The organism is Companilactobacillus nodensis DSM 19682 = JCM 14932 = NBRC 107160, assembly GCF_000615905.1.
GTDB lineage: Bacteria > Bacillota > Bacilli > Lactobacillales > Lactobacillaceae > Companilactobacillus > Companilactobacillus nodensis.
Genome location: NZ_BAMN01000007.1, coordinates 38628 through 63732, shown reverse-complemented (window position 1 = coordinate 63732; position 25105 = coordinate 38628). Strand labels below are relative to the sequence as shown.

Here is a 25105-nt window from a genome sequence, read left to right as displayed (position 1 = left end):
TATGGCTGAGAATGTTATTGAAAAAGATACTGTTATCATTGGTTCAGGCCCTGGTGGCTATGTTGCCGCTATTAGAGCTTCAGAATTAGGACAATCAGTTACAGTTATTGAAAAATCAGATACAGTTGGTGGTGTATGTCTAAACGTTGGATGTGTTCCTTCTAAGGCACTTATCACAGCTGGACACAGACTACAACAAGCCAAGGACTCATCAACTTATGGTATTACTACAAGTGACGCAGTTATTGACTTCGCTAAGACACAAGCTTGGAAAGACGAAAAAGTTGTTGCTCGTATGACAAGTGGTGTTGAAATGTTGTTAAAGAAGCATCACGTTGAATTGATCAACGGTGAAGCATATTTGGACAACGATTCACAACTACGTGTTATGCCAAGTGGCCCACGTCAATTCATGGATAACGGTGGCGGCCAAACTATTAAGTTTAAGAACTTGATTTTGGCTACTGGTAGTCGTCCTATCGAAATCCGTGGATTCAAGTTTGGTGAACGTGTCATTGATTCTACAGGTGGTTTGAATCTTCCTGAAGTACCTAAGGAATTTGTAATCATCGGTGGTGGTTATGTAGGTACAGAATTAGCCGGTGCATATGCTGACTTAGGTGCACACGTAACTATCCTTGAAGGATCACCACAAATCATTCCTAACTTCGAAAAAGACATGGTATCAATTGTTAAGAAGAACCTTGAAAAGAAAGGTGTAACAATTATTACTAATGCCATGGCTAAGAATAGTGAAGAAACTGACAATGGTGTTAAGGTTACTTATGAAATTGACAGCAAACCAACAACTATCGAAGCAGATTACTGCATGGTAACTGTTGGACGTCGTCCAAATACTGATAACTTCGGTCTAGAAATGACAAGTGTCAAGACTACAGACCGTGGCTTAGTTGAAGTAGACAAGCAAGGTCGTACTTCAGTTGACAATATCTGGGCAATTGGTGATATCGTTGCTGGACCAGCATTGGCTCACAAGGCTTTCTTTGAAGCTAAGACGGTTGCTGGCGCAATCTCTGGTAAGAATACAGAGAACGACTATATCGGCGTTCCTGCAGTCTGCTTTACAGATCCAGAACTAGCTACAGTTGGTATTACTCAAACAGAAGCTAAGGACAAAGGCATCGAAGTTAACGTTGCTAAGTTCCCATTCGCTGGTAACGCCCGTGCTGTAAGTTTGGATGCTGCTGAAGGATTCGTTAAGTTAATTGCTGACAAAGAGACAGGCACATTACTAGGTGGACAAATCGTTGGACCTGGTGCAAGTGACTTGATCTCTGAGTTGAGTGTTGCCGTAAATTGCCAACTAAATGCCGAAGACATTGCATTGACAATTCACCCACATCCAACATTAGGCGAACCAATTCAAGAAGCCGCAGACATCTTGATCGGTTATCCTACACATATTTAATGTTAATAATACTTAAGCGATGCAATTGCATCGCTTTTTTTGATATAGTGGAGGTATTGAAAAAGAATTATTGGTGAAGGGGAAAATACTAATGCAAGAAAATTATAGCTATCCATTGAATAGCGACTGGAATCAGGATGATATCGTCAAGGTCATCGCATTGTATAATGCGGTCGAGACAGCTTATGAGCATGGAATCAAGCGAGAAGATTTCTTACAGAAGTATCGAGCCTTTCAGCAAGTAGTACCTATGAAGATGGAACAGAAACAATTAGATAAAGATTTTGAGTTTGAATCAGGATATTCGATTTACCAAGTATTTAAACAGAGCCAAAAAACTAAGAATAATGGGAAAGTCAGGATTTATGATGGAAATAACAACTAAAGGAATAGATGAATTTGTTGTTAAAGTATTAAGTGAAGTTGGACGAAGTCTAGTTATTGATACAACAAAGAACAAATTAGTTGATACCAAAAAGGATCGTAATGATTTGGTGACTAACTTTGACAAATCTACCGAACAATTTGTTGTTTCGATGATCAAAGAGGCATATCCTGAAGCTACCATTGTTAGTGAAGAGGGTTTTGGCGACGATGTTCAGTCGATGGATGGATTAGTCTTCTTCGTTGATCCAATCGATGGTACGATGAATTTTGTTAAGCGTGGGGATGATTTTGCCTCAATGATCGGTGTATATTTGGATGGTAAACCGTTCATTGGCGGGATCATTGATGTTATGCGTAACAAAATTTTTCATGGTGGACCAAATTATGGAATTTTTTGTGATAACGAAAAAATAAATTTACCAGAGAATAAAGCATTAATTGACGGTTTGATAGATATAAGTGCACCAATGGCACTTAATAATTATCTTAATACTCAAGAGGTTGTGAAGAATAGTAGTGGCCTTAGAGTGTACGGTAGTGCGGGAATTATTTTTGAACATTTATTATTAGGTAAAGAAGTTATGTACATGTCATATTTAGCTCCGTGGGATTTAGCAGCTGGACGAGTATTGTGTGAAGGTGCAGGTTTAAGTGTCACAAGTGTTGACGATACCCCTGTAAATATGCTAAAATCACAAGTCGTAATAGCTGGCACCCAGAACGTCGTTTCTGAAGTGCTTAAGACGGTTAAAAATTGTGACTGAACTGTGAATTACAATCACAGTTTTTTTATTGCAAGTGATTATTATTGTCGTTTATGGAAGGAAGAAATACTTTGACTGAAAAAAGAAGAGAAGATATTAGAAATATTGCCATTATTGCCCACGTTGACCACGGTAAGACTACCTTAGTTAATGAAATGCTAAAGCAATCAGATACATTAGGCGAGCACTACCAAATTCAAGATCGTGCTATGGATACTAATGCAATCGAAAAGGAACGTGGTATCACAATCCTTTCAAAGAATACTGCTGTTGATTACGATGGCAAGAAGATCAATATTTTGGATACACCAGGACACGCTGACTTCGGTGGTGAAGTTGAACGTATCATGAAGATGGTTGATGGTGTTCTACTTGTTGTTGATGCTTATGAAGGAACAATGCCACAAACACGTTTTGTTTTGAAGAAGGCTTTGGAACAACACCTTACACCAATCGTTGTTATCAACAAGATTGATAGACCAGGTGCCCGTCCTGAAGAAGTTGTTGACGAAGTTCTTGAATTGTTCATCGAATTAGGTGCTGACGATTCACAATTAGACTTCCCAGTTATCTATGCTTCAGCTATCAACGGAACATCAAGTTACGATTCAGATCCCGCTAAGCAAGAACACACTATGAATCCATTGTTTGATACTATCCTTAAGACAATTCCTGCTCCTATCGATAACTCAGACGAACCTCTACAATTCCAAGTTGCCCTACTAGACTACAACGATTATGTTGGTCGTATCGGTATTGGACGTGTATTCCGAGGAACAATCAAGATTGGTGATAACGTTACTGTTATGAAGCTTGATGGCTCAACTAAGAACTTCCGTGTTACTAAGATCTTTGGTTTCTTAGGTCTAGATCGTGTTGAAGTTCAAGAAGCAAAAGCCGGAGACTTAATTGCTGTTTCTGGTATGGAAGATATCTACGTTGGTGAAACTGTATGTCCAGTTGACCACGAAGAAGCTCTACCATTGCTACGTATCGATGAACCTACACTACAAATGATGTTCCTACAAAACAACTCGCCTTTCGCTGGTCGTGAAGGTACAGAAGTTACTGCTAGAAAGATCGAAGAACGTTTAAGAAAACAACTACACACTGATGTTTCACTAAAAGTTGAGAATACTGATCAAGCTGGTGCTTGGATGGTTTCAGGACGTGGTGAACTTCACTTGTCAATCCTTGTTGAAGAAATGAGACGTGAAGGTTTCGAATTACAACTATCTCGTCCAGAAGTTATTTACAAGAATGTTGACGGCGTAAACAGCGAACCTTATGAGGAAGTTACAATCGATACACCTGATCAATACGTTGGTTCAGTTATTGACTCAATGTCACAAAGAAAAGGTGATATGAAGAACATGGAAAGTACTGGAAATGGTCAAACTCGTTTGATCTTCTCAGCACCTTCACGTGGTTTGATCGGTTACTCAACAGAGTTCCTATCAATGACTGGTGGTTATGGTATCATGAACCACACATTCGAAGAATACAAGCCAGTAGTTAAGAACTGGGAACCAGGTAGAAGAACTGGTGCTTTGGTTTCAATCAACCAAGGTCCATCAACTACTTATAGTTTGCAATCAGTAGAAGACCGTGGACAATTGTTCATCGGTGCTGGTGTTGAAGTATATGAGGGTATGGTTGTTGGTGAAAGTAACCGTGATCAAGATATCGCTGTTACTGTTACAAAAGGTAAGAACCTTACAAATACTCGTGCTTCTGGTAAAGATCACGCTGCTGCAATCAAGACTCCTAAGGAAATGTCACTAGAACAATCAATCGAATTCCTAAACGATGACGAACTCTGTGAAGTAACACCTAAGAGCGTTAGATTACGTAAGAAGATTTTAAGCACAAACGAACGTAAGAAGTATGACAAGCAAAGAAAGATGTCTAAGAAGGCTTAGAGCGTGTTGAAAGGTATTAAAAACATGAGCATTACCTAGATTATTGATGGTGCCAACGTAGTTGGTGCAATCGATAATCGTAGTAAGCGGAGTGTTTTGCCTTTCATAAGCGCGTTTTGTAGAGAGTGGAACAAAGCGCAGGAAGTTGCTTTGTGCAACTCGTTTTGAATAAAACACATCTAATCAATCAAAAATTCAAAAAGCTGCCAAATCCAAACGGACTGGCAGCTTTTTTAGTACTATTTTTTTGTGCTATCTTATAGTGTTGACGTATAGTGTTAACAGTTTCATCAGTGGTATAATCTTAGTATTAGATTTTAGGAGTAAAAATGTGGAAAAATTAAGGAAAATAGATTTATGGATTTTGATTCCGTATATTCTCCTTCTAGGTATTGGTGTTGTTATGGTATACTCTGCCAGCTTTTATAATGCAATGTCCACTGGTGGTAGTTCGAGCCAATATTTAGTTAAACAGGGAGTTTTTGCGCTCTTTGGATTAGTCTTTTGCTTTTTCTTTTTTATGCTAAAAGAACGGGTGTTTAAGAACAAAGGTTTGTTAGGTTTGCTGATGCTGTTCTTAGTGATTTTGCCATTAATAGGGTTATTGCTGTTTGGTAAGAAGATCAATGGTGCATCTGCGTGGATTCCCATAGGTCCGTTTAACTATCAACCACTAGAAATGGCTAAAATGGCTCTGATACTCTACTTGGCGTTAGTGTTGACCAACAAGGAATCTAAATTATTGGAGAAGCAATCATTTAAGACACTTTGGAAAGAGATCCAAGTACCCATTCTAATTGTGGCACTAGTTATCTTTCTAGTTATTATTCAACCTGACTTTGGTGGTGCAGCTATTTTGAGCTTGATCACGTTAATCTTAGTTTCGTCATCATCTATACCAGGTCGCTTTATCGTTGGATTGAATTCACTTTTGATCGTTGTATTAACATCAGCAATAACTTTTATTTTAAAAGTTCAACCAGCGGCAATTGTTAAGAAGTATCAATTCCAACGTTTTATGGCAATGTTACATCCGTTCAAACTGGAACAGACTGCTGGTAATCAGCTGGTCAATTCGTTCTATGCCATCAGTAATGGTGGACTGTTTGGTGTTGGATTAGGAAACAGTATTCAGAAGCGTGGATATTTGCCTGAACCACATACTGATTTTATTTTGGCAATAATTAGTGAAGAATTAGGATTGTTTGGAGATATTATAGTTCTAGGACTCTTGGCATTGATTGTTTTTAGAATAATCTTGTTAGGAATGAGAACTAAGAATACATATAATTCATTAGTCTATTACGGTGTAGCAGTAATGTTGTTAGCACAAATCGTTTTGAATGTTGGTGGACTATTGGGCTTGATACCGTTAACTGGTGTTACATTGCCATTTATCAGCTATGGTGGTTCGAGTTTGTTGATATTGTCTGCAGCAATGGGAATCGTAATGAACTTGGAAGCAACTGAATTATTTAATAAATAAGAACTAAGGTGATTTTATGTATAAAAAGGTTGAGCGTCAGGCAATGTATGTCTGGGTCTACTCAATGAAATGGAAGAAAAAACTGCAACATTTTGGCACAATCCATTATGTTTCACCCAAGATGAAGTATATCTTGATATATGTGAATTCGAGTCGTGCTGCGGAAGTAAAAAAAGAGTTGATCTCTAAGAATTACGTTAAGCGAGTAACGATGGCACATCGCAAGGAATTGGATGAACATTATGTCCTAAAAAGCGATGCAGATAAAAGAGATAATTTAGAGGAGTAATTGTTAGATGAAAGTAGTATCTGGAAAATTTGGCGGTCTGAATTTGAAGCCCGTTCCCGGAAATAATACACGACCAACTTCAGCCAAGGTCAAAGAGGCTGTCTTCAGTATGATTTCACCATATATGCAATATGGTAAAGCTCTGGATCTGTTTGCTGGAACGGGAAGCCTGGGTATTGAAGCAGTCTCCCGTGGATACGAGAAGGCTTATCTGGTCGATAAGGCCTATAAGGCTATTAATACGATCAAAGAAAATGTCGAGAAGACGCATGGCTCAGACCAGTTTGTCATTACAAAATCTGCGGCTACTGAAGCATTGAAGAAGTTCGCCGAAGATGGCGTTAAGTTCGATCTAGTGTTCTTAGACCCACCTTATCGTATGAAGATCACTGAGCAGATCATCAAGGATATGGTTGAAAACGATTTGTTGGATGATAATGCCATAATTATCGATGAAACTGATTATGATGTTGATCTGAGTGATTTTGATAAAGTCAGTTTGATCAAAGAAAAGAATTATAAAGACACAAAAGTAGCAATGTATAGATTTGGAGGTTAGCATGACAGATAGAGTTGGAATTTATGCTGGAAGTTTTGATCCGGTAACAAATGGGCATTTAGACATTATCCGTCGTTCTTCCAAGTTATTTGATAAGTTGATCGTTGCGACTATGACTAATACTTCAAAGAATTACATGTTTACCTATGAAGAAAAGAAAAAGTTCATTGAAGATGAGATCACCGACTTGTCTAATGTCGAAGTGATCGATGGCAATGGTCAGTTGACTACTAAGTTGCTGAGGAGTACCACGCCGATTTCTTGATCAGATCAATGCGTAGTGGGGATGACTTCGTCTACGAAGCTGGTATTGCTGCGGTAAACAAAGTTTTGGATGATGATATTGAAACAATATTTTTATTAGCTGATTCGAAGTATGCTAATATATCCTCATCAATGATAAAAGAAGTTGCAAAATTCAATGGGAATATTTCCCATCTTGTACCACAAGCAGTAGCAACTGAATTGACAAAACGATTGCGGAAGGATTAGGTCAATTGAAATTTAATAAAACCAGAAACAAAATAATTGGTGGTATTTTTATTTTTGTCATGGTAGTTGCTTTCTTCGTCATGCCGACTGGTTATTACCTGGAAGTTCCAGGTAGTGCTGAGGCTACGTCTCAATTTGTAAAAGTTGATGGCAAGCATGATAAGAAAAAAGGTGACTTCTTACTGACAACCGTGGGAATTGTTCCTGGATCATTGTTTACCATGTTGAAATCAATGGGAAATGATTTTGAGACTATTTACTCCAAAGAAGACTTAATGGGTGATGAAAATAGTCAAGAGTACTTCCGAGTGCAACAGTATTATATGAAGTCTGCCACGAATAATGCTGTTCAGGCGGCGTACTCAGCTGCTGGGAAACCTTTTACTAAGAAGTATCTGGGCGTCTATGTAATGGAAGTTATGGATAACTCTAAGTTTAAAGGTAAGTTGCAGATTGGTGATACGATTACATCTATTAATGGATATAAATTTAAAAATTCAGATCAATTTATCAAGTATGTTAAGAAACAAAAAAGAGACTCTAAAGTTAAGATTGATTTCTTGCGTGATGGTAAGAAGGAGTCTGTTACGGACGGTCTAGTGAAACTTAAACAGACTAAGCGTTACGGCTTGGGAATTACTTTGACTGATAACACTGAAGCCAAAGGTAATCCTCCTACGAAGATCAATGCTGGAGATATTGGTGGACCGTCTGCCGGTTTGATGTTCACGCTTCAAGTTTATTCTCAAGTTACTAATAAGGACTTGAAGAATGGAAGAACTATCGCTGGTACGGGAACTATTGCACCTGACGGGACAGTTGGTCCTATTGGCGGGATCGAGAAGAAGGTTTATGCTGCTTCACAAGAAGGGGCTACAGTATTCTTTGCTCCAGATGATCCTGTAACTAAGTTGATTAAAAAATATGATCCAACGTATGTCAATAACTATCATTTGGCTAAACGTGCGGCTAAGAAGATTCATACTAAGATGAAAATCGTACCAGTTAAGAACTTAAATGATGCGTTGAATTATCTTGAAAAAACCTCGAAATAATTAATTAAGACTCAGATTAAAAATCTGAGTCTTTTTTTGCGTAATTTTTTAAGAGGTGATTAAAATGGATAAGATTTTGGATTATATGTTTGAAAATAAAATATTAGTGGCTCTGATTGTAGGTATAGCGGGATTTGGTGTGTTCCATATGTTGAATTCAACACCCGCCCATCACGCTGATTCTGCGATTAAAGTAGAAAATCAACTAGAGAATTCGGACGTTAAGGAGAAACCAATTGCTAAAAAGGAAGCTAAGACGAATCCAAAGAGTGATGAGGTTGTCGTGGATATCCAGGGAGCGGTCAAAGTTCCTGGTGTTTATCGCTTTAAGGCTAATGCAATTGTTCAAGATGCGATTGGTAAAGCAGGCGGATTGACTGATGTTGCTGATGTTAGACTGATCAATCAAGCACAACGATTAACGGATCAAATGCAGATCATTGTACCTAAAATTGGTGAATCGGCAAATACAACTGTTACTCCAAATATGCCCAGTCCAAATACTGGATCCGATAATGCCAAGGTGAATATAAATACTGCTACTGTCGAAGATTTTCAAAAAGTTTCGGGAATCGGTCCTAAGAAGGCAGAAAAAATTATTGATTATCGCACTCAAAATGGAAATTTTGCCAATTTAGAGGATTTGACTAAGGTCTCAGGAATCGGTGATAAGACTTTGGAATCTCTGCGTGATCAGTTAACGGTGTAATTAAATGATGAGAGATTTATTGATATTTCCAGCCATCGTTGGTTGTTTAGTAGTCGCAATAATTTTTAATAACAATTATCTCTTGATATTCTTGTTGATGGCGGTCATTTTACGGATTCTATTTTTACAAAACATCAAAATTTTATTTTTGTCGTTTTTTGTGGGGATGATATTGGCAGGATATACTCAACTAGCTAAGATACCCGATGATCCACCACATAATATTGATGAATTGGTGATTAGTCCAGATAAAATCAAAGTGTCTGGTGATTTGTTAAGTGGGACAGGCAGTTATGATGGATATGAATACAAGTTTTTTTATCGAATTAAGAGTCAGAATGAAAAGTTGTTGTGGCAAAAACTTGATAATATAAGTGTTGCGAAGATAAAGGTTAAAAAAATCGAAAAAATAAATTCACCTAGAAATCCCGGTGAATTCGATTACGCTCCATATTTGGAACATCATAAAATAAAATATAGTATTAATATTGATGAAATTATTTTTATCAGTCCTAAAGTAAATTTGACATTTAATGATAAGATAAATGTTTCACGAATACATTTAATAAAAAGATTCTCACAACTTCCAAAGTGGCTAAGAATTCATGCTGATAGTCTGATATTGGGTTATAACACAAATGAGGAACCTAACTTTTTACATAACTTAAGTATATTGGGAGTAATACATCTATTTAGTTTGTCAGGGCTTCATGTATTGATCCTGCTGTCTATCTTGAGAAAAATATGTTCATGTTTGAAGATAACGAGGGAGACGATTGATACTTTTATGTTGGTTATTCTGCCAATCTATGCAGTATTAGTTGGTTCTAAGCCAGGTATATGGCGAGCCATTATATTATCAATTGTTGGAATCAGTTTGCATAAGTTTGATATAACACTTAGCAAGCTAGACGTGTTCGGCATTACAGCCATAATTTGTTTATTCATCAATCCCTTTTCAATGATGGATATGGGTGGCCAGTTAAGTTTCTTATTGTCATTAGCATTATTATTTTTGTATGATTCACGACTGATAATGAACACTATTAAGATGAACTTGGTAAGTTTACCAATAATAATTTATTTCACTTTTCAGTTCAGTTGGTTGATTCTGCTAGCAAATATAATTTTTGTTCCTATATTTACTTATATAATTTTACCAATTACCATTATTTCGGCTTTCACGGTTAATGCGCCTATTTGGCAAATGATTGATTTATTATTTGAAAAACTTTATTCATTCATAAATACAGTTGCTAGTAATAATGATTATTTATTTGTAACGGGAACCATTCCATTATTAGTCATCTTTACTTTGATAGTCTTGAGCTTGTTTATTGCTGAAACAAAGCAGTTGAAAAGTAAATATTTAGTCCTGTATGTTTCAATTCTGTCGATATGTATATTATTCAATAAGTATCCGATTCAAGGTAGAGTCTCTATTATCGATGTTGGTCAAGGTGACAGTATTTTAGTAACCACACCGATCCATCGAAGAACTTATTTGATCGATACTGGTGGCAAGCTGGGTTTTCCAAAAAAGGATTGGCAAAAACGAGAGCAATTAACACAGGTTGAGACCTCGACGATTCCATATTTGAAGCGCCAAGGCATAAGTAAAATCGACAAAGTATTTTTATCACATAAGGACGTGGATCATATTGGTAATTTAAATAAATTAGTTGATAAGTTTCCGGTTAAAGAAATTAATTTTGGAACTGGATTAGAACAAAACAAAATTATTGTTGAATTGATGGCAAACAATCCCCAGATAAGATTTAATAAGTTAAAAACCGGTGACAAGTTTGTAGCTGGGAAGATAAATTGGAATGTATTGTGGCCAAAAGTAAAATCGATTGGAGAAAATGGCGATTCACTGACGTTGCTGGCCAATATTAATGGAAGTAAGTGGTTGTTTACTGGCGATTTGGATATAGAAGGAGAACGAAAAATAATTGCCGATCAGAGTTTCAAAGTCGACTATTTAAAAGTTGGACATCATGGTTCTAAGACTTCTAGTAGTGACGCGTTTATTAAGTACATCGATCCCAAATTGGCACTGATTTCTGCAGGAGTTAACAATCGATACGGTCACCCTAACAAAGAAACAATCGATGTTTTAGACAAAAATCACGTTGAACATTTGAACACGGCTGATTATGGTATGATTGTTTGGTATTATTATCCATTTAGCCACAAGAATGGAATATCAACTTTTTTAAAGGGTGAAGTAGTTGAAGATAGCAGAGTTAAAAAGTAATTTAAATTCTAATAAAATTGATAATGTTTATTTTGTAACCGGTGATGAACAGGTTTTTATTAAAGATATTCAAGAAACTTTTAAAAATTTATTGTTACCAGAAGAAAGAGATATGAATTTTTCTAATTTTGATTTAGAGGAAGTCTCATTGGATGACTTGATCAATGAAGCAATTTCAGCGCCTTTTTTCGGTGAACGTAGGCTGGTTTTTGCAGAGAGACCGTATTTTTTGACATCTGAACGAATTAAAAGTTCAGTTGATCAAAATGTGGATTTACTGACAAGATATATTCAGAATCCTACGCCCTCAACAATACTAGTGATTTTTGCGACATATCCAAAACTGGATTCGCGTAAAAAGATTGTTAAACAATTAAAAAAATTGGCAACCAATGTTGATGCTAGTCAAATGGAAAGTCATTTTTTGGTAAAAACAATTAGAGAGAACTTAAGAACTGATGGTTACCAAATTGATAATGATGCTTTGGAAATACTGGTCAATAAAACCAAAGCTAACTATTCGCAGATAATCAATCAAATGGACAAGCTGAAGCTATATGCGATGCAGACTAAAAAGATTGATGCAAAAGCTGTCAATGAGTTAGTTCCACAAAGTTTGGATGATAATGTTTTTGAATTGATGAATCAAATTCTAAGTAAGAATGTTTATCAGGCCGAAGAGTTGTATCATCAATTTTTATTGCAAAAAATTGATCCGATACTTCTGGTGGCAATAATCATGTCACAATTACGGACTTTGATCCAAACAAAAGTACTAAGTGGGAGAGGATTGACGGAAGCTACGATTGCTAAGAATCTAAAAATACATCCTTATCGGGTGAAAATGACTCTTAAACAATCTCGAAACTTAAAGCCATCACAATTAACTGAGATGTTTGACGCAATAGTCAATTTGGATTATCAAATTAAATCGGGTCAGGGTGATAAAGAATTACTTTTTGATCTTTTTATTGCTAAATTTGCATAGAAAACAAGAATATCCCTTTGTTGCTAACATATCGTTAGTAGCAAAGGGATATTTTGGGCAAAAAAATAAGCAACACATAGTCGCTTATATTAATTTACTGATTAATTAGTTCATCTTAGCAAGTCTTGACTTGTCACGAGCAGCCTTGTTAGCTTTGATAAGACCTTTTGATTTGGCCATATCAATTGCACGAACTGCTGTACGGAACATATCTTCCTTGTTGTCGGCGTTGTTAGCAGCTGATGTTTCAAAGTTCTTAACAGCTGAACGCATTGCACTTCTTTGTGAAGTATTACGAACATTAGCCTTTTCTTGTTGCTTAACACGCTTGATTGCTGATTTAATTTGTGGCATAGATGTCACCTCCGATTACCTAGTAAACTTAAACTCAATACATAGAATTATACCCAATCGGTACTTTCAATGCAATAAATAGTTTGATTTTTTTTACAGGACTTGAAAAATAATGAAAAATGTAGTAAATTATTTAATTGTGTTAACCATGCTCTGTTAGGCGATTCACCAACGTCTTGCATAGTGTGGCTAAATTTTATAGGAAAAGGTGAATGAAATGGCTATTTCAAAAGAAAAGAAAACAGAAATTATCAAGCAATACGCTCGTAAAGAAGGAGACACTGGTTCTCCAGAAGTACAAATTGCTGTTCTTACATACGATATTAACTCATTAAACGATCACTTGAAAGTTAACAAGAAAGACCACCATTCATATGTTGGTTTGTTGAAGAAGATTGGTCACCGTCGTAACTTACTTAAATATCTTAGAGATAACGATGTTCAACGTTACCGTGATTTGATCCAATCACTTGGTCTACGTCGTTAATATTCGGCTGTTAGGAGGTTCCCATTGGGAGCCTCCTATTTTTTTTACTTAATTTCATTATTGCATTATGGTGTGATAGAATAAATGCTAGGTATAGCTCAAGTAGTCTACTTTTAATCAGTGACTTAAAAAATCAAAATCAAATATTATGATCTATGCTATTTATATGAAATGAGAGATGAAAAGATGAGCAAAAAAATTAAAATTGTCGTTTTGAGTGGTGTACGTGAAAATGGAAAAAATATGTATGCTGTTGAAGTTAACGACGAAATTTATATTCTAGATATTGGTTTACAATATCCAGACAATGATTTATACGGAATTGATGTTGTTGTTCCTGATATGACTTATATCAAGAATAACATCGACAAGGTTGTCGGTATTTTCTTATCACATGGGCATGCTGATGCTATTGGTGCTTTGCCATACTTGATTGGTGACTACGATATTCCAGTATTCGGTTCAGAAATGACTATCGAATTGGCTAGAATCGTTTGTTCTAATGATAATAGAAGCAAGAAGTTTGATAATTTTCATGTTATCGATGAGAATACAGCAATTGATTTTGATGAAGCAACTGTATCATTCTTCAAGACAACTCACTCGATCCCTGGTTCTCTAGGTATTGACGTGAAAACATCTGAAGGACAAATCGTTTATACTGGTGATTTCAAATTTGATCAAGCCGCAGTTTCTACATATAAGACTGATTATGCTAGAATTGCTAAAATTGGTAGTGAAAGAGTTCTTGCATTGTTGAGTGATTCAGCCAATGCCGAATCCCCATATGAGAATTCAAGTGAACGTGATATTTATGAGTATATCTTGGATACTTTCAGTTATCACAACGGTCGTATCGTCGTAGCACAAGTTGCTTCAAACATTCAAAGAATGCAACAAGTAATGGATGCTGCTGATAAGACAAATCATCGAGTATACTTGTCTGGTACCGATGCTGAAAAGATTTTGAAGACAGCTATGAAACTTGGCTACTTGAAGATCAACAACAAGGACTTACTTGTAACTTCAAAGGAATTAAAAGATATTGACCAAAGTAAATTGGTGATCATTGAAACTGGTCGTATGGGTGAACCTATCAAGCTGCTTCAAAAGATGGCTAATCCTGCTTCTAAGACTAAGTTCCAAATTGAAGAAGGCGATTTAGTATTTATCGCTACAACTCCTTCACATGCAATGGATACAACATTTGCTAAAACTCGTGATGCAATTTATCGTACAGGTGCTGAAGTTAAGTCTCTAGGTGATGAGAAGCACTCTTCAGGTCATGCTAACAAGTCAGACCTACAATTGATGATCAACTTGTTAACACCAGAAAATGTTGTTCCAGTTCAAGGTGAGTATCGTTTACTTGATGCACATGCTCGTATTGCACATGAAACTGGTATTCCATATCAAAACATTTTCCTAACTAAAAAAGGTGATGTTTTAAACTACGAAAATGGTCAATTTTATCTTGGTAAAGGTGTTGACGCCGGAGATACGATGATTGATGGTATTGGAGTAGGTGACATTGGAAGTATTGTTCTCCGTGATCGTGAATTATTAGCTGAGGACGGTGTTTTCATCGCTGTTGCTACAATTGATCGTAAAAAGAAAAAAGTCGTTGCAAAGCCTAAGATCACTGCACGTGGCTTCGTCTATATGAGAGCTAGCAGAGACCTGTTAAGCGAAAGTTCAGATATTATTGTAGATACGATCGTTGATTATCTTCAAAACAGCAAAGACTTCGATTGGTCAGATTTGAAACAAGGTGTTCGTGATAAGTTGAATCATTTCTTATATGAACAAACAAATCGCCACCCAGTGATTTTGCCAGTGATCATGGAAGTAAATCAAAACAGACATAGAAAATCCAAAAAATAGGTCGACCTCGGTCGATCTTTTATTATAAAGAGGTATTTTAATGGACGACTCAGATAACCTAAAGCGCATATTGGATCAAGCAGAGGATGCCTATGATAAGGGCAATTGGGATGATGCGACTGATCTTTATACTCAGGCGTATGGATTGCGACAATCTTTTTTGATAAATCAAGGATTGGCCGCTTCTTTGTTGAATTCAAAAAGAGCAGATGAGGCTGAGGCTGTCATTTTAGATTATTTTAATTATTATTTGAGTGATCCAGAAGCAGCCGGTTTAGCAACCGATATCGTGATTGAAAACAATGATTATTTATTGGCCAATCAGATGCTGTATTTTTATGAAACGAATCCATTATCAACGATTGAAAAATCATTCATTACTGACTTTGAAAAACGTGTGAGATTGTCAGAGGACAGGCATATTCGCTCATTTAAGCCACGAATGAAGCGGATTGAAGAAGCATTGAATTCGATAGTTACAAAGCCTGTTATTGACCAGATTCAATTGATCAGAAGTTTAAGAGAATTTGACAGAAAGAATTACCTGGATTGTGCGCGCAGTTTACTAGGTAATCCTTTATTACATCCACTGTTAAAGAGTGAAACAGTTGAGAATCTGTTTAAGCTTGGTATTGATGATGAAGTAGATATTTCATTCTATGGTGAAAATAAAACTTTCAATCCGTCCAAGCTAAAGCCAATATTATCAACAAGTATTTACTTAGAAATGTGTGATGAGCTTGAAAAAATCCTTGTGGATAGTGAAAATGAAGTTCAACTAGAAAATATTCGAAGTGAATTGTCTTTATACGCCGCAATGGTCTATCCATTTGGAGAAGATATCATAAAAAGCCCAAGCCTCTGGACAAGAGTATTCCTTTTGCGGTATGGTTTACTCGATGAGTCTCTAGTTGGGGACGATCCGGAGCTTCCAGAGGTTAAAAAATGGATAAAAAGATTCGATTCTTTAATAAATACCTTTCAACAGTGAAATAAAATAAACTTTTTTCGCTTATAGTATTTACAATTTTGACCGCGCCCCGTATAATCCAAAGAGTATATTTTTAGTAGGCGAGTTATACTGAATTACTTTGCTTTCGCCACTGAAAGTAGTATAATTTTTCAGTAAAGAGCCATCTAAAGAACATTTTCTTTGGATTAATCTTATGAAATGAAATTTTAGGAGGATTCTTTGTAATGGCAGAAAAAGAACATTATGAGAGAACTAAGCCCCATGTAAATATTGGGACAATTGGTCACGTTGACCACGGTAAGACAACACTTACAGCCGCAATCACTAAGGTATTGGCTGACAAAGGTTTAGCTAAGGCTGAAGACTACGCTGATATTGATAAGGCCCCAGAAGAAAAAGAACGTGGGATTACTATCAACACAGCTCACGTTGAGTATGAAACTGAAAAGCGTCACTATGCACATATTGATGCTCCAGGACATGCTGATTACGTTAAGAACATGATCACTGGTGCTGCACAAATGGATGGTGCCATCCTTGTTGTTGCTGCAACTGATGGTCCTATGCCACAAACTCGTGAACACATCCTTTTGGCTCGCCAAGTTGGTGTTGAATACATCGTTGTATTCCTAAACAAGACAGACCTTGTTGATGATGACGAACTTGTTGACTTAGTTGAAATGGAAGTACGTGAATTACTTTCAGAATACGATTATCCTGGGGACGATACACCTATTGTTCGTGGATCAGCTTTGAAGGCTCTTGAAGGTGACCCAGAGGAAATCAAGCATGTTGAAGAACTACTTGATATTGTCGATGACTACATCCCAACACCTAAGCGTGAAACAGACAAGCCATTTATGATGCCTGTTGAAGATGTATTTACAATCACTGGACGTGGTACTGTTGCTTCTGGTCGTATCGACCGTGGTGAAGTTAAAGTCGGTGATGAAGTTGAAATCGTTGGTTTGAAGCCAGAAGTTGAAAAATCAACTGTTACTGGTCTAGAAATGTTCCGTAAGACATTGGATCTTGGTGAAGCCGGAGATAACGTTGGTGTTCTTCTTCGTGGTATTAACCGTGACCAAGTTGAACGTGGACAAGTTCTTGCACAACCAGGTTCAATCCAAACTCACACTAAGTTCAAGGGTGAAGTTTATATCATGTCTAAAGAAGAAGGTGGACGTCATACTCCATTCTTCTCAAACTACCGTCCTCAATTCTACTTCCATACTACTGACGTTACTGGTGTTATCGAATTACCAGATGGCGTTGAAATGGTTATGCCTGGTGATCAAGTAACTTTTGAAGTTGACTTGATTGCTCCAGTTGCCATTGAAAGTGGTACACGATTCACTGTTCGTGAAGGTGGACGTACTGTTGGTGCTGGTGTTGTTACTGATATCTTAGACTAATCTCTTTGATCAATTAATGATAACAAACCTTAAAAATTGAGTTGAGACATACGTCTCAGCTCTTTTTTTATATAATTTCTATATAAAAAGTAACAAAAGTATCATATAATGTTAAAGTAATGTCTGAAAAAGGCTTAGAATCAGCGTCAAATATTTACAATATCACCATTTTAAGGTAATATTACAAAGTATGAGATCGTGAAATATACCGGAGGGATAAAATGTCTGCTAAGGCTAAATTTACAAAACAAGAAAAAAATACTGGTGAATTAAAATTTGAAATTGACCAAGATACTATTAAAAAAGGTTTAGATACTGCTTTTGATCGTGTAAAGAAGAGCTTGAACGTACCTGGATTCAGAAAGGGTCGCGTACCTCGCCAAATCTTTAACCGTATGTACGGTGAAGAAGCACTTTATGAAGATGCTTTGAATGCTGTATTACCTGCTGCTTATGAACAAGCTGTTAGTGATACAAAAGTAGAACCAGTTGATCAACCACAAATTAATGTTGAATCAATGGAAAAGGGCAAGCCTTGGGCTATCAGTGCAACAATCACTGTTAAACCAGAAGTTGAACTTGGTGACTATAAAGGTCTAGTAGTTAAGAAGCAAAAACGTAATGTTATGAAGACTGACGTTGATGCACGTCTTGAAGAACTACAAAAGCAACAAGCTGAATTAGTTCTTAAAGATGGTAAAGCTGAAAATGGCGACACAGTTGTTATTGACTATGTTGGTTCAGTTGACGGCAAAGAATTCGACGGCGGTAGCGCACAAAACTACTCACTTGAATTAGGTTCAAACTCATTCATTCCTGGATTCGAAGACGAATTGGTTGGCCACAGTGCTGATGAAGACGTTGACGTTAAAGTTACATTCCCAGAAGATTACCAAGCTAAAGAATTAGCTGGTAAGGATGCTATCTTCAAGACAACAATTCATGAAGTTAAGACAAAGGAATTGCCTAAGTTAGATGATGACTTTGCTAAGGATGTTGACGAAGATGTTGACACACTTGATGATCTTAAGAAGAAGATCCATGATGAACTAAAGGATCAAAAGAAACAAGCTGCTGAAGATGCTATCCAAGAAGAAGCAATCTCAGCCGCTGTTAAGAATGCTAAGATCGACGAAGTACCACAAGCTATGATCGATACAGAAGTTGACAACCAAATGAACCAATACTTGGCTAACTTACGTCGTCAAGGAATCGATCCTAAGTTGTACTATCAAATGACAGGTACAAGCGAAGACGATTTGAAGAAGCAATTTGCTAAGGATGCTGCAGAACGTGTTGAAACTGACTTAGTTATTGAAGCAATCGTTGCTAAGGAAGGCATCAAACCTTCAGAAGACGAAATTAAAGATGAAATCAAGTCATTGGCTGATGAATATAATATGGAAGAAAGTGCTGTTAGAAATGCACTATCAGATGACATGTTAGCTCATGATATTGCTGCTAAGAAAGCAATTGAATTGATCGTTGATTCAGCTGAAGAAAAGTAATCTAGATTATTCTTGAATCAAGAGGCCGTAAGGTCTCTTTTTTTGTGGGTGTGTTATGGTTTATGTAGGTGATGAGATTGGTGTTTTTAGTCTGTATAAACTAATTACTTTACTAGCAACAACTTAAATGCTAGACTTTCAAAGTATCGGAACTATTGAAGGAGAAAATGCATATGTTTGATAGTACAGAAACTACAGGTACAATCAGTTGTTCTTTCTGCGGAAAGACTCAGGACCAAGTTAAAAAAATCGTTGCTGGACCAGGTGTCTATATTTGTAACGAATGTATTGATTTATGTAAAGAGATCATTGATGAAGAATTAAAAGATAGTGCACCATTAAATCTTGATAATATTCCTACACCAGTTGAAATCAAGCATATTCTTGATGATTACGTTATCGGTCAAACTGACGCTAAGCGTGCGTTGTCAGTTGCTGTTTATAATCACTATAAGAGAATTAATGAAATGGAACACTCAAAAGACGGGGATACTGAACTGCAAAAGAGTAATATTGCCTTAATCGGACCTACTGGTTCAGGTAAGACATTCTTAGCTCAAACTTTAGCTCGTATCTTAAAGGTGCCATTTGCTATTGCTGACGCTACAACATTGACCGAAGCAGGTTACGTTGGTGAAGATGTTGAAAACATCTTACTCAAGTTATTGCAGAATGCTGACTTTGATGTAGAAAAGGCTGAGCATGGTATCGTCTATATCGATGAAATTGATAAAATTTCAAAGAAGAGTGAGAATGTTTCAATTACTCGTGATGTTTCTGGTGAAGGTGTTCAACAAGCTCTCTTGAAGATCCTTGAAGGAACAATTGCCAGTGTTCCACCACAGGGTGGTAGAAAACATCCACAACAAGAACTTATCCAAATCGACACAACTAATATTTTGTTCATTGTTGGTGGTGCCTTTGATGGTATCGAACAAATCGTCAAAAACCGTTTAGGCGATAAGACAATTGGTTTCGGTGCTGAACAATCAGAAAGTATCGACGAAGAAAAGAGTTTGATGCAACAAATCATCCCAGAAGACTTGATGAAATTTGGTATTATTCCAGAATTTATCGGTCGTATTCCAATCGTTACAGCTTTGGAAAAACTTACTGAGGAAGATTTGGTTAATATTCTTACTAAGCCAAAGAATGCCCTTATTAAGCAATATCAAGAATTGTTATCACTTGATGGTGTAGAACTACAATTCACTGATGGTGCGCTCAGAGAAATCGCTAAGATGTCTATTGAACGTAACACTGGTGCCCGTGGTTTGCGCTCGATTGTTGAAGAGACGATGCTTGATACGATGTTTGATATTCCTGGACGTAAGGATGTTGAACGTGTCAAAGTTACTAAAGACGCTGTTCGTAAAGTTAAAGAGCCAGAATTGATTCTTAAAGATGGAGAGGTTGCCTAGTAGGCGGCCTTTTTTTATAGGATTTATGATAAAATACTTACATTGAGGTGAATTATGCAAGTAAATAATGTATCTATGAACATGAGTGCAGTAAGTTCAAGACAGTATCCAGATGAAGGCTACCCTGAGATAGCCTTATTAGGCCGTTCTAACGTTGGTAAGTCATCATTGATAAATACACTAATAAATCGTAAAAGCTTTGCCAGAACGTCTAGTACGCCCGGTAAGACACAGACACTAAACTTTTATAATATCGAGGATCAATTATATTTGGTTGATGTTCCCGGATATGGTTTTGCCAAGGTGTCTAAGAAGCAACGTGAAGAATTCGGAACAATGATTGAAGAATATCTAACAACACGTCATGTTTTAAAAGGCGTGGTTATTTTGGTTGATGGTCGACATGAACCAAGTGAAGACGATGTATCGATGTATCAGTATGTCAGTTACTACCACATTCCAACGCTAGTCGTAGCCACTAAGATGGATAAGATTAAACGTAATCAATGGAATAAGACTATTAGTAAGGTAACTAAGACTATGCAAATCAATCAAACCGATAATTTGCAGTTATTTAGTGCTGAAACAAAGTATGGTAAAGAAGAAGTTTGGTCATGGATCGAAGATCATATGTAATATAAAAACGTCACTCTGAGTGTTTACTCAAAGTGGCGTTATTTTGTTATGTCTTGATTATAACGATTAAAATTACTGCAACTAAATGGATTAAAATGCAACAAATGATAAATATGATGATGTCTGAGTCACTAATAAGTATATTTATGTGTGAAAGGAGAAAAATTTAATGAAGATTAACTTTGATTGGGATGATTTGTATTCGCTATCTGAAATTGGTATTCAACTTAATCCAAAAAATCATGAATTGAAAAATAAGTTAAAAACCTTTTTATCTGACAAAGCACATATTGAGGTTATCAATCCTAAAAATAACCGGAGTTTATTGCTGAACTGCTCGCAAGTTTTGTCAATCGAAGCTATGGATAATTTATCAAAAGTTTATACAATTAATAACGAAGTTTTTTATGTTAATGGACGTCTTAAAAAATTTGAAGCAATTACAAATGCAAATTTATTTAGAATAAATAATTCCGTTATTCTTAATTTATCAGAAGTAGTTGATTTTAATACTGGTAAGTATGCACGTTTGGAAGTACACACTAAAGGCAATCAAAGTTTTATTGTTAGCCGACATTATGCTAAGAGGCTCAAGGAGGAATTGATTAGTGTTCAAAGAATTGAAGAATAAGTTTATGCAAGCTACTTTTTTAACTATAATTTGGATATTAGGGATTTTGAATATTGTCTTTGGAAATATAACAGTTAATCTAAATACATTTTGGAGTATTATCGGAATAGCATTGTTGTTTGCAACAGTTTTTGGAGTTATCTATCCATATGTGTGGAACTATGGAACTTGGATAGCTCCAATTAATATTATTACAACAACAAGTGCCAATCTTTTCTGTGGATTTATTTCCGTGTATTTATTATCAAAAGAAATGTTTGCTTTGATCATTCCATATTGGTTAGCAATTGTTTTACTAGATTTATTTATGCATATTTTGGCATTCTATTTTTACCGGAAGTATGAGAATAAACGCTTAGTTAAAAAATTAAATAAATTATAGTGATGGTTCATTGCACTATGCTAAATTAAAAAAAATATACACAAATTAAATTTTTTTTAATAAAAAGCACTTGCATTATTTTGAGCATCTGTTAGTATAACTTACATAAATTAAATTTCAGCTTCACAACAAGTAATCATTTACCTGAGTGTTAAGAGAATTGACGGTTGGTGCAAGTCATGCAGGGTAATCTGATAAAATACCAAGTTGAAATTTCGTGTCCAACGTTACTGGAGTAAAGAGCAGATAATTTATTTATCTGAATTTGGGTGGTACCGCGCAATTAGCTCCCTGCATATACTGCAGGGGCGCTTTTTTTATTCCCAGCGACTCGGGCAAAATAATAGGAGGATATTTACATGAACATTATTGATGAACTTTCATGGCGTGGTTTGATCAACCAACAATCTGACGAAGAGGGCTTAAGAAAGTTAGTCGACGAGAAAGACATTTCCCTTTATTGCGGAATGGATCCAACAGGTGACTCAATGCACATCGGTCACTTGTTACCATTCATGACATTGAAACGATTTGGTGATGCTGGACATCATCCTTATATCGTTATTGGTGGAGCTACTGGTTCAATTGGTGATCCAAGTGGTAAGAAGGCTGAGCGTCCAATGCAAACTATGGACCAAGTCAATCACAACGTTGAGGCTCTAAGCAATCAAGCTAAGAGAATTTTCACAGATTTCACAATGGTTAATAACTATGATTGGACAGAACCAATCGGAATTCTTGATTTCTTGCGTGATTATGGAAAATTATTCAATGTTAACACAATGTTAGGTAAGGAAATTATTTCAAGTCGTTTGGAAGCAGGTATTTCCTTCACAGAATTTACCTATCAAATCTTACAATCACTAGATTTCTTAACACTTTATCGTAAGCACAATGTTCAACTACAAGTTGGTGGTGGTGATCAATGGGGTAACCTTACAGCCGGATTGGACTTGATCCATAAGGCCGAAGGTCAAGATGCCAAAGTTTATGCTTTGACGATTCCATTGCTACTAAAAGCCGACGGTACAAAGTTTGGTAAGACTGCTGGTGGTGCTGTATGGCTCGATGCTGAAAAGACATCCCCATATGAGTTCTATCAATTCTGGTTCAACCAAGATGACAAAGACGTAATTAACCTTCTTAAGAAATTCACTTTCTTAAACCAAGATGAAATCGCAGCTTTAGCAGAAAAAGTTAAGACAGCACCTGAAAAACGTGAAGCACAAAGAACTTTGGCAGAAGAAGTTACTAAATTCGTTCACGGAGAAGAAGCACTTAAAACAGCAGAAAAAATTACTGAAGTTCTCTTCTCAGGTGAAATTCAAGCTCTAACAACGGATGAAGTCGCACAAGCCTTCAGTGGTGTACCAAGTGAAGAGATCCCAGCTGATGAGATCAACTTGGTAGACTTATTGATTGCCGCTAATGTCGACAAGTCAAAACGTCAAGCACGTGAAGATATTCAAAACGGTGCAATCAGAATCAACGGGGAGAAACTAACTGAAACAACAGAAATGATCGACCCTAAAGATTCATTTGATGGCAAATACATCGTTATCCGTCGTGGTAAGAAAAAGTACTTCCTAGCCCTAATTAAATAAATTTAATTAGGGCGATGAATAATATGAGAAAAGAAAAAAGACTAAGCACATTAGAAAGTTTAATTGTTATGGTAGTAATGTTTGGAATCCTAGGAACGATGATGATCGGCTTCGGTATGACGCCACAAGTTCCGATTCTGTTAACATTTACCCTATTGCTATTCTACGGAAAGTTCCGTGGATTCAGTTGGACAGAGTTACAAGAGGGAATCGTTGACGGCGTTAAGCCTGGTATCATTCCGATGATTATTTTCGTTATGATCGGAGTTCTGGTCGCATCATGGTTGATCTCCGGAGTTATTCCGACAATCATGGTTTACGGATTAGAAATTCTCAATCCACATTTCTTCTTATTCACAGTTTTTGTAAGTTGTTGTTTAGTTGGTGTTATAGTTGGTAGTTCGTTCACTACCATTTCAACTTTGGGAATTGTTTTCATGGGTATTGGACACGTTATGGGCATTGATGCGGTTCTAGTAGCAGGTTCGATCGTTTCCGGATCATTGTTTGGTAACAATATGTCGCCACTATCTGGAACAACTAATTTATCTACTGGTATTGCTGGTGTTAAGAACGTCTTCAGTCATATCAGAACAATTTCTCATACGGCATTGATTTCTGCCGCAGTAACCGCAATTATCTTTTTATTCATCGGCCACAGTAATGGTCAAGTTGATATGAGTTCTGTTCATCACATTGTGAATGCATTGCAAGCAAACTTCTTCGTATCTCCTTGGATGTTATTACCGATCATTGTTTTGATTGGTTGTGCCATAATGCAAGTACCTGCAATTCCAACATTGTTGAGTGGTTCATTAACAGCTATCATCATGGATATGTTCATTAACCACACATCATTCAAAACAATCAGTACCGTTATCATGCAAGGATTCAAGTTAAACTCATCTGACAAGCAGATCAATGCTATCGTCAGTGGTGGTGGTGTCTCAAGTATGTTAGACAGTATTTCACTTATCCTAGTTGCTTTAACACTTGGTGGTGTCTTACTAAAGCTTGGTGTAGTCGAGAATTTAATCGGTAAGTTGAGCAACAAAGTTAATACACCGGGTAAGTTGGTCAGTGCTTCAATGCTTAGTGCTATCGGTGTTAACTTCCTAGTTGGTGAACAATACATTTCAATTATTCTTCCCGGAACTACTTTCCGTGATAACTTCAAGAAGTTAGGTATTCAACCTCAATACTTATCACGTGTGTTGGCTAGTGGTGGTGCCGATATCAATGCGCTAGTTCCATGGGGCGTTAGTGGTATCTTCATCTCAGGTATTCTAGGCGTAAGTCCATTTGCCTTTATTCCATTTGCATTCTACGTATGGATGAACCCATTATTGACTGTTATCTTTGCGTTTGTCTTTGGTAAGAGTTACGTAAAAGATACAGAGGCCAACGAAAAGAAATTTTCTTTTAAAAAGCCAGCCTTAGATACTAATAATTAAATATAAAAAATAAAAT

The 25105-nt window shown here is 36.5% G+C and carries 25 protein-coding genes; 24 read left to right on the top strand and 1 reads right to left on the bottom strand.

Going from position 1 to position 25105, the window contains the following annotated elements; all coding sequences use genetic code 11:
- Window position 1 precedes the first annotated feature (1 nt).
- The 13 genes from lpdA (at window position 2) to holA (ending at window position 12340) form a co-directional block, all read left to right on the top strand.
- On the top strand, window positions 2–1429 hold the full coding sequence (gene lpdA, locus JCM14932_RS06660) for a dihydrolipoyl dehydrogenase (protein WP_025024205.1): 1428 nt from the start codon (window positions 2–4) through the stop codon (window positions 1427–1429).
- A gap of 91 nt (window positions 1430–1520) precedes the next feature.
- Window positions 1521–1814, top strand: coding sequence for a UPF0223 family protein (locus tag JCM14932_RS06655; RefSeq protein WP_025024204.1), 294 nt, complete (start codon window positions 1521–1523; stop codon window positions 1812–1814).
- Window positions 1795–2580, top strand: a complete 786-nt coding sequence (locus tag JCM14932_RS06650; protein ID WP_025024203.1) for an inositol monophosphatase family protein — start codon at window positions 1795–1797, stop codon at window positions 2578–2580. Before JCM14932_RS06655 ends, JCM14932_RS06650 begins: the two co-directional genes overlap by 20 nt.
- A gap of 71 nt (window positions 2581–2651) precedes the next feature.
- The gene (gene typA, locus JCM14932_RS06645) at window positions 2652–4502 is read left to right on the top strand and encodes a translational GTPase TypA (RefSeq protein ID WP_235700543.1); all 1851 of its coding nucleotides are present in this window, start codon (window positions 2652–2654) and stop codon (window positions 4500–4502) included.
- A gap of 331 nt (window positions 4503–4833) precedes the next feature.
- Entirely contained in the window at window positions 4834–5988 is a 1155-nt protein-coding gene (locus JCM14932_RS14780; protein ID WP_034542769.1) for an FtsW/RodA/SpoVE family cell cycle protein, read from the top strand.
- Between the two features lie 16 nt (window positions 5989–6004).
- On the top strand, window positions 6005–6277 hold the full coding sequence (locus JCM14932_RS06635) for a YlbG family protein (RefSeq protein WP_025024201.1): 273 nt from the start codon (window positions 6005–6007) through the stop codon (window positions 6275–6277).
- Between the two features lie 7 nt (window positions 6278–6284).
- The gene (rsmD, locus tag JCM14932_RS06630; protein WP_025024200.1) at window positions 6285–6836 is read left to right on the top strand and encodes a 16S rRNA (guanine(966)-N(2))-methyltransferase RsmD; all 552 of its coding nucleotides are present in this window, start codon (window positions 6285–6287) and stop codon (window positions 6834–6836) included.
- Between the two features lies 1 nt (window position 6837).
- Entirely contained in the window at window positions 6838–7101 is a 264-nt protein-coding gene (locus JCM14932_RS17055) for an adenylyltransferase/cytidyltransferase family protein (protein ID WP_051528076.1), read from the top strand.
- The gene (locus JCM14932_RS17050) at window positions 7098–7328 is read left to right on the top strand and encodes a nucleotidyl transferase family protein (protein WP_051528075.1); all 231 of its coding nucleotides are present in this window, start codon (window positions 7098–7100) and stop codon (window positions 7326–7328) included. The genes JCM14932_RS17055 and JCM14932_RS17050 overlap by 4 nt, the downstream gene beginning before the upstream one ends.
- Before the next feature lie 5 nt (window positions 7329–7333).
- Window positions 7334–8383, top strand: a complete 1050-nt coding sequence (locus JCM14932_RS06620) for a SepM family pheromone-processing serine protease (RefSeq protein ID WP_025024199.1) — start codon at window positions 7334–7336, stop codon at window positions 8381–8383.
- Between the two features lie 64 nt (window positions 8384–8447).
- Window positions 8448–9092 carry a helix-hairpin-helix domain-containing protein gene (locus tag JCM14932_RS06615; RefSeq protein ID WP_034542767.1) on the top strand — a complete coding sequence of 215 codons (645 nt, stop codon included), beginning with the start codon at window positions 8448–8450 and terminating at the stop codon, window positions 9090–9092.
- Between the two features lie 172 nt (window positions 9093–9264).
- Complete coding sequence (locus tag JCM14932_RS06610) at window positions 9265–11352, top strand: DNA internalization-related competence protein ComEC/Rec2 (RefSeq protein WP_025024197.1); 2088 nt, start codon at window positions 9265–9267, stop codon at window positions 11350–11352.
- Window positions 11327–12340 carry a DNA polymerase III subunit delta gene (holA, locus tag JCM14932_RS06605; RefSeq protein ID WP_025024196.1) on the top strand — a complete coding sequence of 338 codons (1014 nt, stop codon included), beginning with the start codon at window positions 11327–11329 and terminating at the stop codon, window positions 12338–12340. The genes JCM14932_RS06610 and holA overlap by 26 nt, the downstream gene beginning before the upstream one ends.
- Before the next feature lie 105 nt (window positions 12341–12445).
- On the opposite strand, the gene rpsT is transcribed toward holA, so the two are convergent.
- Window positions 12446–12694, bottom strand: a complete 249-nt coding sequence (gene rpsT / locus JCM14932_RS06600) for a 30S ribosomal protein S20 (RefSeq protein ID WP_025024195.1) — start codon at window positions 12692–12694, stop codon at window positions 12446–12448.
- 217 nt (window positions 12695–12911) lie between these two features.
- Between rpsT and rpsO the strand changes: the two genes are divergently transcribed.
- The 11 genes from rpsO (at window position 12912) to JCM14932_RS06545 (ending at window position 25089) form a co-directional block, all read left to right on the top strand.
- Complete coding sequence (gene rpsO / locus JCM14932_RS06595) at window positions 12912–13181, top strand: 30S ribosomal protein S15 (protein WP_025024194.1); 270 nt, start codon at window positions 12912–12914, stop codon at window positions 13179–13181.
- Between the two features lie 186 nt (window positions 13182–13367).
- Complete coding sequence (locus JCM14932_RS06590) at window positions 13368–15065, top strand: ribonuclease J (protein ID WP_025024193.1); 1698 nt, start codon at window positions 13368–13370, stop codon at window positions 15063–15065.
- A gap of 40 nt (window positions 15066–15105) precedes the next feature.
- Window positions 15106–16056, top strand: a complete 951-nt coding sequence (locus JCM14932_RS06585; RefSeq protein ID WP_025024192.1) for a tetratricopeptide repeat protein — start codon at window positions 15106–15108, stop codon at window positions 16054–16056.
- 206 nt (window positions 16057–16262) lie between these two features.
- Window positions 16263–17453, top strand: coding sequence for an elongation factor Tu (tuf, locus tag JCM14932_RS06580; RefSeq protein WP_025024191.1), 1191 nt, complete (start codon window positions 16263–16265; stop codon window positions 17451–17453).
- A gap of 221 nt (window positions 17454–17674) precedes the next feature.
- Window positions 17675–18961 carry a trigger factor gene (gene tig, locus JCM14932_RS06575; RefSeq protein WP_025024190.1) on the top strand — a complete coding sequence of 429 codons (1287 nt, stop codon included), beginning with the start codon at window positions 17675–17677 and terminating at the stop codon, window positions 18959–18961.
- A gap of 173 nt (window positions 18962–19134) precedes the next feature.
- The gene (gene clpX, locus JCM14932_RS06570) at window positions 19135–20382 is read left to right on the top strand and encodes an ATP-dependent Clp protease ATP-binding subunit ClpX (RefSeq protein WP_025024189.1); all 1248 of its coding nucleotides are present in this window, start codon (window positions 19135–19137) and stop codon (window positions 20380–20382) included.
- A gap of 54 nt (window positions 20383–20436) precedes the next feature.
- Window positions 20437–21018: a ribosome biogenesis GTP-binding protein YihA/YsxC gene (gene yihA, locus JCM14932_RS06565; RefSeq protein ID WP_025024188.1), complete on the top strand. Its 582-nt coding sequence runs from the start codon at window positions 20437–20439 to the stop codon at window positions 21016–21018.
- Between the two features lie 169 nt (window positions 21019–21187).
- A complete protein-coding gene (locus tag JCM14932_RS06560; protein WP_025024187.1) occupies window positions 21188–21649 on the top strand; it encodes a LytTR family DNA-binding domain-containing protein in 462 nt (153 codons plus the stop codon).
- Entirely contained in the window at window positions 21627–22031 is a 405-nt protein-coding gene (locus JCM14932_RS06555) for a hypothetical protein (RefSeq protein ID WP_025024186.1), read from the top strand. The genes JCM14932_RS06560 and JCM14932_RS06555 overlap by 23 nt, the downstream gene beginning before the upstream one ends.
- 359 nt (window positions 22032–22390) lie before the next feature.
- The gene (gene tyrS, locus JCM14932_RS06550; protein ID WP_025024185.1) at window positions 22391–23635 is read left to right on the top strand and encodes a tyrosine--tRNA ligase; all 1245 of its coding nucleotides are present in this window, start codon (window positions 22391–22393) and stop codon (window positions 23633–23635) included.
- A 23-nt stretch (window positions 23636–23658) separates the two neighbouring features.
- Window positions 23659–25089 carry a Na+/H+ antiporter NhaC family protein gene (locus JCM14932_RS06545; protein WP_025024184.1) on the top strand — a complete coding sequence of 477 codons (1431 nt, stop codon included), beginning with the start codon at window positions 23659–23661 and terminating at the stop codon, window positions 25087–25089.
- The last annotated feature ends 16 nt before the right edge of the window (window positions 25090–25105 follow it).